Annotated in this window: 14 protein-coding genes; 6 read left to right on the top strand and 8 right to left on the bottom strand. The window is 69.6% G+C overall.

Annotated features, from left to right (window positions below):
* Positions 1 to 7 precede the first annotated feature (7 nt).
* The 6 genes from ACFXK0_RS04115 to serS all read right to left on the bottom strand — a co-directional run bounded on the left by ACFXK0_RS04115 (position 8) and on the right by serS (position 8,863).
* A complete protein-coding gene (locus tag ACFXK0_RS04115; RefSeq protein WP_379408256.1) occupies positions 8 to 1,171 on the bottom strand; it encodes a hypothetical protein in 1,164 nt (387 codons plus the stop codon).
* 79 nt (positions 1,172 to 1,250) lie between these two features.
* A complete protein-coding gene (locus ACFXK0_RS04110) occupies positions 1,251 to 3,113 on the bottom strand; it encodes a protein kinase (protein WP_379408254.1) in 1,863 nt (620 codons plus the stop codon).
* A gap of 108 nt (positions 3,114 to 3,221) precedes the next feature.
* Positions 3,222 to 4,142 (bottom strand): DMT family transporter, encoded by a 921-nt coding sequence (locus ACFXK0_RS04105; RefSeq protein WP_379408253.1) that lies wholly within the window; start codon positions 4,140 to 4,142, stop codon positions 3,222 to 3,224.
* Between the two features lie 172 nt (positions 4,143 to 4,314).
* A complete protein-coding gene (locus tag ACFXK0_RS04100; RefSeq protein ID WP_379408252.1) occupies positions 4,315 to 5,541 on the bottom strand; it encodes an MFS transporter in 1,227 nt (408 codons plus the stop codon).
* Positions 5,542 to 5,695: 154 nt separating this feature from the next.
* Positions 5,696 to 7,528: a putative bifunctional diguanylate cyclase/phosphodiesterase gene (locus ACFXK0_RS04095; protein WP_379408250.1), complete on the bottom strand. Its 1,833-nt coding sequence runs from the start codon at positions 7,526 to 7,528 to the stop codon at positions 5,696 to 5,698.
* A gap of 78 nt (positions 7,529 to 7,606) precedes the next feature.
* A complete protein-coding gene (gene serS / locus ACFXK0_RS04090; protein WP_379408249.1) occupies positions 7,607 to 8,863 on the bottom strand; it encodes a serine--tRNA ligase in 1,257 nt (418 codons plus the stop codon).
* Positions 8,864 to 8,919: 56 nt separating this feature from the next.
* On the opposite strand from serS, the gene ACFXK0_RS04085 reads away from it, so the two are divergent.
* The 6 genes from ACFXK0_RS04085 (at position 8,920) to ACFXK0_RS04060 (ending at position 14,534) form a co-directional block, all read left to right on the top strand.
* Entirely contained in the window at positions 8,920 to 10,617 is a 1,698-nt protein-coding gene (locus tag ACFXK0_RS04085; protein WP_379408247.1) for an aldehyde dehydrogenase family protein, read from the top strand.
* Positions 10,618 to 10,700: 83 nt separating this feature from the next.
* Positions 10,701 to 11,759, top strand: coding sequence for a septum formation family protein (locus ACFXK0_RS04080; protein WP_379408246.1), 1,059 nt, complete (start codon positions 10,701 to 10,703; stop codon positions 11,757 to 11,759).
* A gap of 14 nt (positions 11,760 to 11,773) precedes the next feature.
* Positions 11,774 to 12,112, top strand: a complete 339-nt coding sequence (locus tag ACFXK0_RS04075) for a metallopeptidase family protein (RefSeq protein ID WP_379408474.1) — start codon at positions 11,774 to 11,776, stop codon at positions 12,110 to 12,112.
* Between the two features lie 109 nt (positions 12,113 to 12,221).
* A complete protein-coding gene (locus ACFXK0_RS04070; RefSeq protein WP_379408245.1) occupies positions 12,222 to 12,533 on the top strand; it encodes a PE family protein in 312 nt (103 codons plus the stop codon).
* A gap of 46 nt (positions 12,534 to 12,579) precedes the next feature.
* Positions 12,580 to 13,707: a PPE family protein gene (locus tag ACFXK0_RS04065; RefSeq protein ID WP_379408244.1), complete on the top strand. Its 1,128-nt coding sequence runs from the start codon at positions 12,580 to 12,582 to the stop codon at positions 13,705 to 13,707.
* A complete protein-coding gene (locus ACFXK0_RS04060; protein WP_379408243.1) occupies positions 13,704 to 14,534 on the top strand; it encodes an ESX secretion-associated protein EspG in 831 nt (276 codons plus the stop codon). Before ACFXK0_RS04065 ends, ACFXK0_RS04060 begins: the two co-directional genes overlap by 4 nt.
* Positions 14,535 to 14,537: 3 nt before the next feature.
* Here the strand turns inward: ACFXK0_RS04060 and ACFXK0_RS04055 are convergent, their stop codons facing one another.
* Positions 14,538 to 15,206 (bottom strand): histidine phosphatase family protein, encoded by a 669-nt coding sequence (locus ACFXK0_RS04055; protein ID WP_379408241.1) that lies wholly within the window; start codon positions 15,204 to 15,206, stop codon positions 14,538 to 14,540.
* A complete protein-coding gene (gene pheA, locus ACFXK0_RS04050) occupies positions 15,203 to 16,117 on the bottom strand; it encodes a prephenate dehydratase (protein WP_379408240.1) in 915 nt (304 codons plus the stop codon). The genes ACFXK0_RS04055 and pheA overlap by 4 nt, the downstream gene beginning before the upstream one ends.
* Positions 16,118 to 16,270 lie beyond the last annotated feature (153 nt).

The following is a 16,270-nucleotide window of genomic DNA, read 5'->3' as shown; positions in this document are numbered from 1 at the left end:
CTCGTACTCACCACTGCCCACCGAGCAGTGCGTACTGCGCGACCGCCTGCTGACGCGCATCGGATTCCTGATTGCTGTACAGCTGGACGACGAACTCGTTGTGCTGCACTACGCAGGAGAACCGCCGGGCGCCGGTGTTGGTCGGATCCGGCCGGGCCGCCCGATAGCAGGAGACGCCCACTACGCCGGGAAGAGGCGAGAGCGGAATGTTGTCGCGGGCCAGCAGCATCTGGTTCAAGGTCTCGGCGTACATTCGCCCCGCCTGGGCGTCGGCGGCTCGGTGCAGGAACTTGTTGTGCGCCACCGCGACCGCGTCGATCCCGGCCGCCTCGAGTTCACGCAGGCGCACCGAGGGCTTGTCGAGCAGCAGCGCGTAGGCCCGTGGACCGTAGATCGCGAATTCCCATCGGTCCGGCCAGTATTCGCCGGTTTTCACCACACGGGTCAGCAGCTGATCGTTGTCGAGTTTCAGGTTGTCGATCTCGGCGGCGGGCGTCGGTACGAAGCCGTCGAGCCGGGCCAGCTGGGCGCGGTAGGTGCGGGTGAGCAGGTCGGTCAGGACTTCGGGCCGCGCATCGATCACCTTCACGAACACCCGGATCACCAGGTTCTGCCACACCAGCCAGCTACCGGCGGTCGGTATGCCAGGACGCCAATGACTCAGCGCCGCAGGGAAATCGGGGAGAACCAGTGGCGCGTTCAGCGTGTTCTCGGCGAAGTCGGCGGCCGCCATCGCGCGGGCGGCGGCGTCGGCCTGTTCCGGATTCGGCAGCGACAGGACGGTGATCGAGACGAGTTTTTCCTTCTGCTCGTCGTCGGAGTGGCCGTTGCCCCCGATCGCGCCGAAACCGGCCAGCACGTCGAATGGTTGCAGAGCCGTCCGCTGCACACCGGAGAGCAGATCATCGACACCCGACACGCCGACCACGACGCCACCACCATTGCCCGCGGTCAGCTCGGGGTCGATGTTCTCGGCGAAGGCCAGCCGCTCACCGATGCGCACCGACTCGACCAGCGAGCCACGCACGCGACTCGGTCCAGCGTCGAAATCACCCGGAATCGGGGTCAGGGAATAGTCACCGTGATCGGGCGTGATCGGCTCGTCGCCACAGCCCGCGGCGAGCACCACCAGCGATGACAACACCGCGAGACAGCGCAACGGGTAACGCACGAACTTTCCCTCCCACCGGCGCGGCGCCGGCCCCTGCAGGACTCTGCGGTGAACCTATCAGCTGCGCATTCGCTTGTCGCTACCGCGCGGGCAACCGGCGCACCGCTTGCCGGACGAGTGGATCGGCGATCGCGCACAGCTGTTGGGAGGTCGACATCTTGCCGGTGACGAGCACCTCCATGGTTTCGTTGAGCGTGTCGGAGATCGTGCGGAACCGGTACGTGCGGCGGCACTGGCCGGCCTCCATCAGGGAAGCCCTGGTTTCCTGGACGAAAACACCCTCGCCGATGTCGATCGTCGATTCCTCCACCGAGGTCGGCCGCTTCTGTGGCTGCGACAGCGTTATCCGCACGATGGTCTCGCCCGCCCATTCGCACTGATGCGCCGACTTCGCGACGGCGGTGCCGAGCTCCGAATTGTCCAGTAGGGAACAGGGATCCACCGAGGACAGCGAGGAAAGCGCGGCTGGGTCCTGTGCCAGGCGACCGATCGCGGCGGTGAGCCGGTCGACGGTGAATTCGGCCAGGGCGCAGTCCTCGCGGGTGAAGGTGTCGACCGTGATGCCCCACGGCTGTTCCGGGGTACCGCCTTCGACGGCGAAGGCGCAGTCCGCGCCGCGCCGGGCGACGGCATAGCCGTTGACGACCTGCGACTCGTCGAATCCGTCGACGGCTGCGCCGATTTCGACGGCCAGGCGGGCGCCGCCGTAGCTGCCGTCACAGCCCCAGCTCGAGGTGGTCTGCCAGCGCCAGTCACCGACCGTCGTCGCGGTATCGACGGGCAGGGTGTCGCCCAGTGATTCGCGCAGCCAGGCGCACGCGTCGACACCGCGCACTTGGTCCAGGCCGGGCAGGGTCGCGGTCGCGATCGCGGGCGGTGCGGGGTCGTCGCCGCCACGCAACACCACGGCGGTGAGTCCGGTGGCGAGCAGCACCGCGACCACGGCGGCGAGGCCGATCCGGAGTGCGGTGCGCTTTTTCGCGACGGGGGCCGCCGGCGGACCCGGCCGGAGAATCGGCAGTTCCGCCGGAATGATCTGGGTGGCTTCGGGATCGGAGTTGAGTGCCGCCAGATTCCTGGTCTGCTGGGCGATTTCGGCATGGACCTGCGTCGGCCACGGCCGCGGCTGCACCGGGAGCACGCCGAGGTAGTCGAGGATCTGGGCCGGAGTCGGCCTGGCCTGCGGGTCTTTTCGCAGGCAACCGGCGATCAGCTCGCGCAGCGGTGGGGGTACCTCGTCGAGTTGCGGTTCGCTGTGCACGATATTGAACAGGGTGTAGGGCGCCGAGGAGGCGGCGAACGGGCTCTTTCCCGTGGCGGCCATGCACAGCAGCGAGCCGAGGGAGAAGACATCGCTGGCCGGGGTGACCGGGGCGCTGTTGGCCTGCTCCGGCGACATGTACGCGGGCGAGCCGACCACCGCGCCGACCTCGGTGAGCGGGACGTGACCGACACCGGCCGCCTGGGCGATACCGAAGTCGATCACGCGCGGGCCGTCGGCGGCGAGAATCACATTGGCGGGCTTGAGATCCCGATGGATCAGACCGGCACTGTGAATCGAGTGCAGTGCCGAAGCCATGCCGGAGGCGAGCGTGCGCAGGGCGGGCACCGGCAGTGGGCCCAGCTCGCGCACCGCGCGGTCGAGCGGCACGCCCGCGATGAATACCGAAGCCAGCCAGGGTGATTCGACGGTGGTGTCGAAATCCACGACGGCGGCGGTGAACGCGCCCGACACCCGCGCCGAGATCGCGACCTCGCGTTCGAACCGCGCACGGAACTCCCGGTCGTCGAGCAGATGCGCGTGGATCTGCTTGATCGCGAGGAAACGTCCGTCCGGGCCGGTCGCCAGCACCACCCGGCCCATCCCACCCGCACCGAGCACACCGCGAATCCGGTAGCGGCCGATCACCGGTGATTCCTCAGGCGACAGCGGCTCGATCATCGCGGTAACTCCCCCACACTTCCGGTGTTTCGCCAGCAACCTAACACTTCACCGGCGGCGGGCCGGGTCAGGGTGCGGGCGGCGATGTTTCGCGTGAAACAAGACAAATCACCGTCCGGTCCGGCTCGCGACGAACACCGCGATCAGCACGATGAGGCAGCTCAGGGCCGTCGCCGGGGCGAGTTTCCCCTCCGCGGCATCCAGCGCCACCGCCGCGACCAGCTGGCCCGCCACCGAGGTCAGGCCGAGCAGTAGTACCCCGATCAGCCCGACCGCGACCGCCGCGAGGGCGATGAACGCGACGCCGATCAGCCCACCGAGATACAGCCACGGCTCGGTCGGGAACCGGTCGGGCAGGCCGGCGGCGGCGAGAGTGACGGCCAGCAACGCGACCAGGCCGACGGCGAAGTTGATCAAGGTCGCGGCGAAGGGACCACCGACCGCGCCGACCCGGCCGTTGACCGCCTGCTGCCAGGCCAAGCCGATGCCGGCGAGGGCGGGCAGCACCACCAGCAGAGCCGGGACATCGGGAATCCCGGTGGCCGCGGGCGCCGGAATCGACTTGCCACCCGCCGAAAGCAGCACCCCGCCGATGGCGAGCCCGGCGGCGACGACGCGTCCCGGCGTGATCGCGGTGCGGCCGTTGGGTGCCAAGCCGAGCCGGTCGACGAGCAGACTGCTCAGCAGTTGTCCGGCGACCACGGCCACCGTGAACGCCGTGACGCCGATGCTGGCGATGGTGAGGCCCTGACTCGCGACGAAGAACGCCCCACACAACCCACCCAGCAACTGCCATGGCCGCAACCCACCCAGCGCCACCGCCCGCCGGACCTCGCCGAGGCCACGACGCAGCGCCGGACTACACCCGAACGCGATCACCAGCGCCACCAGCCCGGTCCCGAAACTGATTGCCGCCGCAGCAACCCCGTCCCCCAGCCGCGCCCCGAGCGCACCATTGATCCGCCCCTGCACAGCAACCCCCGCCCCGATCGCGAACCCGAACAGCACCCCCACCCCACGCCCGCCCACCCGACACCGTCCTTCCGCACCGACCGATTCCACCCGCCTCCCCGAGCATGCCAGCGCGTTGCCTTCCCTCGTTGTCGCGCCGAACCGGCATTTTCGTGCAATTCGCGCCGCTTCGATCAGTTTTCTGACTGCGGCGACACGAATTGCACGAAAATGCCGGATGGTTCGGGGGTCAGCCGGTTCGGCGGGGTGGGAGCCAGGTGGGGGTGAGGGCGGCGCTGATGAGGATGACCAGGCCGAGCAGGGCGATGGTGGTGGACATGGCAAGCCACTGGGTGGCGAGGGCGACGAAGGCGAAGACGCCGAGGGCGACGATCTCGGACAGGAGACCGGAGACCGAGGTGACGGTGGCGCGGGCTGGGCCTGCGATGGCGTCCTGGAGGCGGGCGCCGGCGATGACCTCGGCGTTGAAGTCGATACCGTAGGCGATCCCGATGGCGACGAAGCCGAGCCAGAGCATGGCCGTACCGCCGAGACCGACCGCCAGCGCCCCCGCGACGAACAGCAGACCGGCGACGAACAACGCGGCCGCGAGCACCCGCGAGGACACGGATTCGGTACGCCCGGCCAGCAGCGAACCCACCAGCGAACCGACCACTGTCACGCCGATCAGCAAGGCCGACATGCTGGTCGACGCCCCACCGGAGACGGCGAGCAGACCGAAGTACTCGTCGAAGGCGGTGACACCGTAGAGCAGAGCACCGAGCAGCACACCCCGACGGACGCGGCGCACGCGAAATGCCTCATCGAGACCGGTCCGCAGCATCGTCAGATACCGGGCTGGTGGGGGTGTGGGCATGGCGTGCGGGCCGAGACGGTCGGGGGTGGGTGGCGAGTCGTCGAGGTCGTCGACGGCGGCGGCCGAGATGGCGACCGGGGGCCGTGGAAGGAGTAGTGCGGTGCCGGTGTGCAGCAGTGCGATGCCGACACTGACCCAGCCGACCAGCGCATATCCGCCCAGCGCGTACAACGGCGCGGCCGCCAGGATCGCAACCAGCACCGTGGACTCCTGCGCGCCACGCGACCAGCCCATGATCGAGGCGTAGGCCCCCGGCGCGTCACGAGCAACCAGGTCGTCGTAAATCAGCGCCTCGAAAGTGCCCGATTCCAGCGCCCCGGCGATCCCCCACACCACGAACCCCAGGGCGAAGCCGGCGAAGGAGGGCGCGATCATCCACAGCGCGAAGCACGTGCCCTGAAGCAGGCAGCTCGCGATGAGCAGGGCACGACGCGAGACGGTGTCGGCCCAGGCCCCGGACGGCACCTCCAACACGAACGCCGTCACCGACCACATGGCCAGCAGCAGGGAGATCTGGGCGGTACTCAGCCCATGATCAGCGAAGAGCACACCATAGAGGGCATAGATCGGCAGCAGGTCGCGAGTGCCCCGGAAAAGCACCGCGCGCACTGTGAGGCCGCGGACATCGACCGGGTCAGCGGCCAAGCGCGTGACCACCGCGGCGCATCGGCGGACGAGCCGGGATCAACAGTCGTAGACCAGCATGCTCATGCGGACCATGGTTCGCCGGGCGCCCGCGGCCCGTCAAGCGCTTTTACCCGAGTGGGATCCAGCCGCTGGCCGACAGCGAATCGTCGTCGGAGGTGCCCGCATGGGGGTTGCCGTCGTTGAGGTCGTTGATCAGTTCCGAGACCGGGTGGGAGTCGCTGTAGTGGTAGCCCTGGGCCAGGGCGAAGCCGAGTTCGGTGAGGACCGCGGCCTGGTATTCGGTTTCCACGCCCTCGGCGATGACCTGGAGGTCCAGTGACTTGCTGAGTGCGGCGATGACGCCGAGCAGGGGCGGGGCGGGTGAGTCGGAGCGGATTGCGGCGACGAAGGACTGGTCGACCTTGAGGATGTCGCTGGGGATGGTGGCCAGGCGGCTCAGCGAGGAGTAGCCGGTGCCGAAGTCGTCGATGGCGATGCGGACGCCCCGGTCGCGCAGGGTGTGCAGGTTGGCGATCGCGGTCTGGGATTCGGCGGCCAGTTCGCTTTCGGTGACCTCGAGAACGAGCTGGTCGGCGGGCCAGCCGGTATCGGACAGGATGGTCGCGACCCGCTCGGCGTAGTCGGTCTCGGCCAGTTCCAGGCCCGAGACATTGACGTTGAGGGTCAGGTCAAGCGAGGCGAAGCTTTCTTGCAGGCGGGCGGCGTCGGCGCAGGCGCGGCGCAGGACCAGTTCGTCCAGGTCGGAGATGAGGTCGTATTCCTCGGCGACGCGGATCAGGCCCTCGGTGGTGACCTCGGGCTGGGCGTTGGACGACCAGCGCAGCAGCGCCTCGACCCCGACCGCCTGGCCGCCGTCCTCGGTGAGGCTGACGATCGGCTGGTAGTGCACGTCGAGCGCGCCGCGGTCGATCGCCTCGCGCAGTTCGACCGCCAGCGGTAACTGCCGCGAGGATTCCAGCACCGTCCGGTTGCGGCCTGCCTGCTTGGCCCGGTACAGGCCGACGTCGGCGCGGCTGATCAGCAGCGATCCCGATTCGCCCGGCTGCCAGGAGGTGACACCGGCCGAGCAGCCCATGGTCACCGCGGCACGCAGCTGTTCGGTGAGCAGGATCGCGGCCTGTTCGGTAGTGCCGGGCAGCAGCAGGGCGAACACGTCGCCGCCGAAGCGAGCCAGCACCTGATCGGGGGCGAGCAGGTCGAGCCAGGTGTCGGCGACCCGCTGCAGTACCGCGTCGCCGGCCCGGTGGCCGAGGTGGTCGTTGATCTTCTGGAAGCGGTCCAGGTCGACCAGCACCAGCGACAGGCCGTGCCCGCCGCGCCCGGCCGCGTCGATCGCCGGATTGAGCTGCTTCTCGAAACCACGCCGGTTCAGCAAACCGGTGAGCACGTCGATATCGGCGTCGGAGGCCATCCTGGTGAGAATGCCGACGACCACGCCCGCGCCGAAGGTGACACCGGCCGGGATCAGGCCCGACCACCAGGGCAGACCGCGATCGGGCAGCACCCACAGGCACAGCGCCATCGCGAAACCGATGTGCGCGGCGGCGAACGGCCAGGCGAAGAACAGCGCGGCGTCGCAGGCGACGAAGACGTAGAACGAGGCCAGCGTGATGCCACCGACCAGGTTGGGGAAGGAGTGCACCGCGATGGTGACCAGCACGGTCGCGGTGGCGAGGTAGGCGTGGTGCAGGGCGTGCGGCATGCGCGGGCCCCACACCAGCAACGTCAGCCCGAGGACCAGCGCGACCGCGGCGGCGGTGCCGACCAGGACGCGGCCGCTGGGGTCGTTGCCCGGTGCGATCGCGGTGATCGACAGGCCGAGGACACCGCCGAGGACGTAGAACGCCCCCGTTGTCCTGGCCATGACCTTTGCCGTCGCCAACGCCGATGCCGCCCGCACCCGGGTTCGGGTATCGCCGCGCGCCCCGATTCCTCGCACGAGCACCAGCCTAGATGTTGTCGGGTCAGGTCGTTTGCCACATGCTACAAATGCCCACCCGGCAAACAGTGAAGGGGTCTACGGTCGGAGTACTTCGGTGCCGACGAACGGCACCAGCGCCGCCGGAACCCGCACCGAACCGTCGGCCTGCTGATGGTTCTCCAGGATCGCCACGATCCAGCGGGTGGTCGCCAGCGTGCCGTTCAGGGTCGCCGCGATCTGCGGTTTCCCGTTCTCGTCGCGGTAGCGCACCGAAAGCCTGCGGGCCTGGAAGGTGGTGCAGTTCGAGGTGGACGACAGCTCGCGGTAGGTCTGCTGGGTCGGCACCCAGGCCTCGCAGTCGAACTTGCGCGCCGCCGAGCTGCCCAGGTCGCCCGCGGCGGTATCGATCACCCGGTAGGGCACGTCGATGGCGGCCAGCATCTCGCGTTCCCACGCCAGCAACCGCTGATGCTCGGCATCGGCCTGGTCGGGGGTGGTGTAGACGAACATCTCCACCTTGTCGAACTGGTGCACGCGGATGATGCCGCGGGTGTCCTTGCCGTAGCTGCCGGCTTCGCGGCGGAAACACGACGACCAGCCCGCGTACCGCTTGGGGCCCGCGCTCAGGTCGAGGATCTCCTCGGCGTGGTAGCCGGCCAGCGGCACCTCCGAGGTGCCGACGAGGTAGAGATCGTCGTCCTCGAGGTGGTAGACCTCGGCCGAATGCTGGCCGAGGAAACCGGTGCCCGCCATGATCTCCGGGCGCACCAGGACCGGCGGGATCATCATGGTGAACCCGTTGGCGACCGCCTTCTGCGCGGCCAGCTGCAACAGACCCAGTTGCAGCAGCGCGCCGTAGCCGGTCAGGAAGTAGAACCGCGAGCCCGACACCTTGGCGCCGCGCTCCATATCAATCAGGCCCAGCGACTCGCCGAGCTCGAGGTGATCCTTCGGCTCGAAGTCGAACTCCGGCGCGGTGCCGACGGTCTCGAGCACGATGTAGTCGTCCTCGCCGCCGGCCGGGGCACCCTCCTGCACCACGTTCGACAGCGCGCGGTGCGCGGCGTCGAGATCGGCGTCGGCCGCGTGCTGGGCGGCCTCGGCCTCCTTGACCTTGGCCGACATGTCGGTGGCGGCGGCCAGCAGGGCCGGGCGCTCCTCCTTGCTCGCCTTGCCGATCACCTTGCCCATCGCCTTGTGCTCGGCGCGCAGGGAGTCGGCCGTCGCCACGGCGGCCCGGCGCGCGGCGTCGGCTTCCAGCAGCGCGTCGACGAGGGCGGGGTCCTCCCCGCGGGCGCGCTGCGAGTCGCGGACGGCTTCCGGGTTCTCGCGCACGAATCGGAGGTCGATCATGAGAAAACAGCCTAGTAGCGGCTGCCGAGCAGCGCGAACAGGGGCATAGTTGGGGTGTGAGTACTTCTTTCGACACCGCAGTCATCGATACCGCACTCGCCGACCTCACACAGGGGGAAAAGACCTGGGCCGCGACCAGCTTGCGCCGCCGCCGCGAACTGCTCGACGAGTTGCACGAGCTCACCGCCCGCGAAGCGCAGGCGTGGGTGAACGCCGCGCGCACCGTCAAGAAGCTCGACGCCGACAGTCCGCTGCTCGGTGAGGAGTGGATGTCGGGCCCGATGACGATGCTCGCCGGGGCCAAGGCGCTGAGCGAGTCGATCGCCGCGCTCGAGCAGGGCCGCAGCCCGCTCGACGGTGTCGACCTCGAGCCCGCGCCCGGCGGCCGCCTCTCGGTCCCCGCGCTGCCGCACGGCATCTACGACAAACTGCTGCTCAGCGGCTTCTCCGCCGATGTCTGGCTGCGCCCCGGCGTCGACGCGGCGACCGCGCGGCGCAAGGCCGGGCTGGCCCAGCTCGAGCCGGCCGCGACCAACGGGGTCGGGGCGGTGCTCGGCGCGGGCAACATCATGTCCATCGCGCCGCTGGACGCGCTCTACGAGCTCTACGCCAACAACCGGGTCGTCGCGCTCAAACTGAACCCGATCACCGACCCGCTGCTGCCGGTGTTCCAGACGATCTTCGCGCCCTACATCGCGCTCGGCCTGATCCGCATCCTCACCGGCGGCGCCGCCGAGGGCGGGTACCTGGTGAATCATCCGCAGGTCGCGCACGTGCACATGACCGGCGGCGCGCCGACCCACGACGCGATCGTGTGGGGCGCGGGCGAGGAGGGCGCGCAGCGCAAGGCGGCCGGGACACCCGCGCTGGACAAGCCGATCACCAGTGAGCTCGGCGGTGTCGCGCCCGTCATCGTGGTGCCCGGCGAGTGGTCGCCGGCCGATCTGAAGTTCCAGGCCGAGCACGTGGCGACGATGCGCCTGCACAACGGCGGCTACAACTGCGTGGCCGCCCAGACCGTCGTGCTGGCCGCCGACTGGCCGCTCAAGCAGCAGTTCCTCACCGAACTGCGCGCCGCCATCGACGCCGCGCCCGTCCGCACCGCCTACTACCCCGGCAGCGACAACCGCGTCGCGAGCGCGCTGGAGACCTACCCCGGCGCCGCCCGCCCGAACGGCCGCGTCCTGGCCGAGAACCTCCCCGCCGGCGACACCCCGCTGCTGCGCACCGAGTACTTCTCCCCCGTGCTCGGCGTCGTCGAACTCCCCGGCACCGGCACCGAATTCCTCGGCAACGCGGTGGATTTCGCCAACGACGAACTGATGGGCACCCTCGGCGCCAACCTCATCGCCGACCCGGCCACCATCAAATCCCTCGGCGCCGCCCTGGACACCGCGATCGAGAACCTGCGCTACGGCACCGTCGCCCTCAACGCCTGGACCGCCCTGGCCTTCCTGACCCCGCGCGCCACCTGGGGCGCCTACCCCGGCCACACCATCGACGACATCCAGAGCGGCATCGGCGTCGTCCACAACGCCTTCCTGCTCGACGATGTGGAGCGCACGGTGGTGCGCGGCCCGTTCCGCCCGGCCCCGCGCTCGCTGCTCGGCGGCGAACTCAGCACCACCCCCAAGCCGCCGTGGTTCATCAACAACAAGACCGGCACCGGTACCGGGCAGAAGCTCACCGCCTTCTACGGCGACGGCAAGCTCCGCCACCTGCCCGGCATCTTCGCCTCAGCTCTGCGCGGGTAGTTCCCCCGGCCGGAGGCGCGTTCGCGCGCGTCTCCGGCACAGGTCGTGGCACAGCCGCGGGCGCGCTGCCATGATGGACCCCGATGTCGAAGAAGCAGAGTCACCCAGCACCGAAACCCGCCGGCTCCCGTTCGCTGCACCTGTCAGCGAACAAGCTGCGCTGGGGTCTGCTGATCGGCGCCCTCGGCGCGGTGATCGCCGCGCTGGTCACCATGACCGTCACCGGTTTCGACAGCGACAAGGTCGAAGCCCACCAGCCGGGCGCCGCGCCGGTGGTCCGCGACAAGGAGTTCAGCAGCGCCAACGCCGGCGACTGCCTGAGCTGGACCGAGGCCGACCGCAGCGACCTGGTGAAGGTGAACTGCGCCGACGAGCACCTGTTCGAGGTCGCCGGGGTGATCGATCTGAGCGCCTACCCGGGCCGTGAGTTCGGCGAGGGCACCCGGCATCCGGATTCGCTGCGGATGACCGAGCTCAGGGACGAGCACTGCGTCGCGGCGGTGCAGCGCTACCTGGGCGGGCGTTTCGACGCGCGCGGCAAGTACACGGTGAACGTGATGTCGCCGAGTCCGGCGGGCTGGCAGCAGGGCGACCGGACGCTGCGCTGCGGCGTGCAGGTGGCCGCGACGACCACCAGCCCGCCCTCGACCGGCAGCATCACCGAGGGCGACCAGTCCAAGATCCACGAGGTGGGCACCTGCCTGGGCATCAGCCAGAACCTGCCGACCGACCCGGTCGACTGCGCGCAGCCGCACGCGGTGGAGATCGTCGGCACGGTCGATCTGGCCGCGAACTTCACCGGCGGGCCGCCCTCGGAGGCCGAGCAGGACAAGTACGTGGAGACCGAATGCAACCGGCTCTCGACGGAGTACCTGGGCAGCCCGGACGCCATCCGCAACAAGACGCTGACGATGTTCTTCGATGTTCTCGAACCGACCAGTTGGCTCGCGGGCAGTCACAAATTGAACTGCTGGCTCGGAAAGGGTGTCGACCGTGAGGGTTTCGCGCCGATCGTCGGATCGGCGCGCGGGGAGATCCTGATCGACGGTCAGGCCCCGGTGCCGCCGCCCAACACCGGCCGTTCCACCCCGGCGCCGCTGCCCGGCGCCGCACCGCTGCCGCCGCAGCCGCAGCCCCGGTGACCCAGCCGGCGCGGATGACCGCGGAACGGTTCGAAGAGCTGGTCAGCGACGCGCTCGACCTGATCCCGCCCGAGCTGACCGAGGCCATCGACAACGTGGTGGTGCTGGTGGAAGACCGCAACGACGAGGAGCCGTCGCTGCTCGGGCTCTACCACGGGATCGCGCTCACTGAGCGGGACAGCTACTACGCGGGTTCGCTGCCGGATACCGTAACCATCTATCGAGAGGCTATTCTCGATACCTGCGCCACCGACGACGAGGTGATCGAGGAAGTCGCGATCACCGTGATCCATGAAATTGCACACTATTTCGGGATTGACGACGACCGGTTGCATGAGTTGGGATGGGGTTAGTGAAAGTGGGTGGGGAATCGATGGAACCGAACGGCCCGCTCTCGCGTCCAATCACTCGTAGGGGGAATTCTCGTGGTTCCCGTTAGTCGCCACCAGAAGGAGTCGGGTCATGGTCGGACACATCCTCGTCGCACCTGAAATCGTCCTCGCCGCTGCCACCGAGCTCGATCTGCTCGCCGAGCGGCTCGCTGTCGCCGCCGGCTTGGCCGGGCCTACCACCCATGTGCTCCCGTCCGGAGCCGAAGAGGTGTCACTGCTGGCCGCCTCGCACTTCAACCGTGCGGCGGGCACTCACGACGGCGCTATCGCGCAGGGCATTCTCGAGCTGCACCACGCGGCCGCGACCTTGCGCTCGCAGCTGACCACCCACATCGGCGAAGACGTGGTCCGCGCGGCCGGCATCGACGCCGTCCAGGTGTAGCCGCACTCGATCCGTCGACGATCAACACTCAGGGGAGAAAACAACCATGACCGCAGGTATCACCGGCGTCTTCTGGCTGCCGCGGATGGCCGAAGTCAACTCGACCACCCTCAACGCGGGCGCGCACGCCGTCCCGATCACCGCCGCGGCCACCTCGTGGGGCACGCTGGCCGCGGCCTGGGGTGACGCCACCCTCACGATCACCCGCGTGATCGCCGAGGTCGGGGTCGGGTTGCAAGGCGTCAACGGCCTGGCCGTGCTCGGCCGTCTCGCGCCGTTCCTCGCCTGGACCGGGCAGCAGACCGCGATGGCGGGGATCATGAGCGCCAAGGCCACCGCCAACGCCACCGCCTACACCGTGGCCTCGCTGGCGATGCCGAGCCTGCCCGAGATCGCGGCCACCAACGCGGCGGTCGCCGCCTCGACCAACCCGGTCGGCGTCACCACCGGCGCCTTCGAGGTGGCCGAGGTCGCGCGCCACGCCATGGACATCCGCGCCGCGCTGGTGATGGAGACCTACGAGGCCGCCACCACCGCCACGGTCACCACGCCGGGCGAGTTCTCCATGCCGCCGCAGATCGCCAGCGGCGCCGGGACGACCACCCAGGGCGATTTCGGTGGCGACCCGATCTCGGCGGCGCTCGGCGCGGCCCAGGCCCTGGTCTCCAATCCGGGTGTGGCCAGCGCGGTCACCCAGGCGGCCAATGTCGCGGGCAGCGTCGTGTCCGGCGGTGTCGGCACCGCGGGCAATATCGGCGCCTCGGTGATCTCGGCGGCCACCGGCGGCACCGTGCCCGCGTCGGCGGCGCCGGTCATGTCGGCTCCGGTCGCGACGGGTGCCGCGGGCGGTCTGACGACCGTGTCGGCCGGGCTCGGCGGCGGTGGCGCCACCTTCGCGCCGGGTCAGCTGAAGCTGCCCGAAGGCTGGGGCGCTCCGGCGGCCAGCACGCCCGCGGCCGCTCCGGTCTCGGAATCGGTCGTCAACCGCGTCGAGGCCGCCCCCGCCCGCAACAACACCGGGCACGGCGCCAACCCGCTGCTCGGCCGTGGCGCCAAGGGCGAAGAGGACGACGAGCACGACGCCATCGACTACGGCCGCTCCGACGAGTTCACCGACGGCCGCCATGTCGCCGAGGGCGTGATCGGCGCCGACCTCGCCGGATCGGCCAAGTGACGGTCCTGGGCGGGGGCAGCGGGGGATCGCTGCTCGAGGCCGTCGTGCTCTCGCTCGATGAGATGCAGTTCCTCCTGGAGCAGCTGCAGTTCGACGAGATGCCTGTCGTCCTCGATGCGCTGGGGCGCTACGACAACGTGGCCGCGCACGACGCGGCCATGAAGGTCGCGCAAGCCGTGCTCACCGAACGCGAACTGCTGTTCGGTGACACGGTCGCACCCGAACTCGCCGAGCGCCTTCGGGTGCTCAACCGGCCGCAGTGGATCATCGCGCTGCGGTGGGTGGTCGCCGGCCAGGTGAATCGATTCTGTCTGGCGCAGGGCGACGACCGCGCGGTCGTCGCCCTGCGCGGGCCGGATTCCTATGTCGTCGATGATGCCGGTCTCGATCTGCCCGGCGCGGTTGCGCACGCGCTCGGGCAGACCGAGGCACTCGAGCTGTACGGGCTCAACGCCCCCACCGAGGAACTCGCGCCGATCTTCGCCGACACCGGTGATGTCGCGGCCACCACCGAGCGGCTGACCAAGGTCGGCAACCCGGCCACCGACGCCCAGACGCTGGCTTCGGCGCTGGTGGAGATCCACTCCTACGCCGAAATCGTCGGCGTGGCCTACGGTGACGGCACCCGCGATATCCAGGACAACCACATCGCCGTGTTCAACACGCGCGCAGGCCGTTTCATCATCACCGCCAGCGTGGCTGACGACGGCGTGAAGTGGTCGTCGATCGCCACCGGCTCCGCGGCGCGGCTGCGCACCGCGGTCGCCGATCTGATCGAATCGCTGCCCGTGCGAGCCGAATTCAAGGTCGCGTCGGCGGAGAACTGAACATCAGCCCATCGGGTCGTCGGCGGACGGCTCGGCCTGCACGGTGAACGGCGGGGTGAACCTGCCCCAGCGCAGGCATTCCCAGCCGCCGTCGTCGGTGGGCAGAAGCTCGATGGTCTCGGTGTTGTCGAGGTGGTTGTTCGTCGTGAACGGCGGCGCCACCCCGGCCAACGCCTTGCCGACCAGGCGCATGGCGGCGCCGTGGTTCACCACCAGCACATCGCCCTCGTCCGCGCCGCTCAGGAATTCCTCGCGCAGCCCGGCCAGCACCGGCAGGATCCGGGCGAGCACGTCACGGCCCGATTCACCACCGGGGGCTCGGGCATCGAGCTCGCCGAGATGCCAGCCGCGATAGATCCGCTGGAACATCGCGTGCGCCTCGGGATCGGAGCGGCCGTGCAATTCGCCGACCTGCACCTCGAAGAGCCCGTCGAGCACCTGCGCGATGGTTCCGGTCGCCGCTTCGATGTGGCCGGCGGTCTGCCTGGCGCGCAACGCGTCCGAGGACACCAGCACCTGCGGCGGGTGCAGCAGACCAGCACCGAACGCCTTCGCCTGTGCCACCCCGCGCTCGGTCAGCGGCAGGCCGGGCACCTGGGTGTCGAGAATGCGGGCGACATTGCCCTCCGTCTCGCCGTGGCGCACCAGCACCAGCTTCGAGCGTGTGGTCATAGGTCGGCGACCCCCTTTCGCAACTGCGTCAACCATTCTGCGGCAGGTTCGTCCGACGGGGGCGGTGATCCGAGGGCCGCGGTAGCCGGCCAGGAGCCGAGGAACCGGATCTTCGCGGTGCGATGCAATGCCTTGAGCGTCTCGGCGACCGCCGGGTCGTCGAGGTGTCCGACGCAGTCGAGGTAGAACCGATAGGTGCCCATGCCGGTGCGGGTGGGCCGGGATTCGATACGGGTGAGATCCACGCCGCGGGTGGCGAATTCGGCGAACGCGCGCATGAGTGAGCCGGGCTCGTTGGGCAGTTCGAGCACGATCGAGGTGCGGTCGGCGCCGGTCGCCTGCGGTGCGACGCCGGGGGCCGTGACCAGCACGAACCGGGTGATCGCCTGATCGTGGTCGGCCACGCCCGTGGCCAGCGCGACCAAGCCGAGCCGCTCGCCCGCCAGCGCCGTCGACACCGCCGCGTCGGCCGTACCCGCGGCCACATCCTCGGCGGCGGCCGCGTTGGAGGCCGAGATATAGGACTGCGCGTGCGGCAGGTGCCGCGCCACCCACTCACGCACCTGCGCCGCCGCCACCGGGTAGGCGGCCAGCGTGCGGACCTGCTCCAGCGCGCATCCCGGCCGCGCCAGAATCGTGAAACTCACTTCCAGCTCGGTCTCGGCGATGATCTGCAGACGCGGGCCGATAGCCAGCGAGTCCAGGGTGGCCGGGATCGACCCCTCCACCGAACTCTCGATCGGCACCACGGCACCGTCGACCGCACCGGTCCGGATCAGATCCAGCGCCGCCCCCTGACTCGGCGCGGCGACCCGCTCGACCGGCCCGTCGAAGGCCCCCGAGTCCTCGAACTTCACCAGAGCCATCTCCGTGAACGTCCCGGACGGCCCAAAATAAGAAATACGCGGCACTGTGTAATTTTAGCGGCTGGCGCCGCGGGTTTTCGGCCTGGTAAGCCTCGCATCCGAGGGGCGATACTCCGGCTGCGCCGTTACGTCTCGCCCCTCGGATGCGAGGCGGCCGAAAACCGTGGGGGTTGGGTTCCGGCGTGGCGTTGGTTGCCT

The sequence above is a fragment of the Nocardia sp. NPDC059177 genome (assembly GCF_042755165.1).
Classification (GTDB): Bacteria; Actinomycetota; Actinomycetes; order Mycobacteriales; family Mycobacteriaceae; genus Nocardia.
The sequence above is the reverse complement of the archived record's forward strand: the minus strand, read 5'-3'. Positions and strand labels throughout refer to the sequence as shown.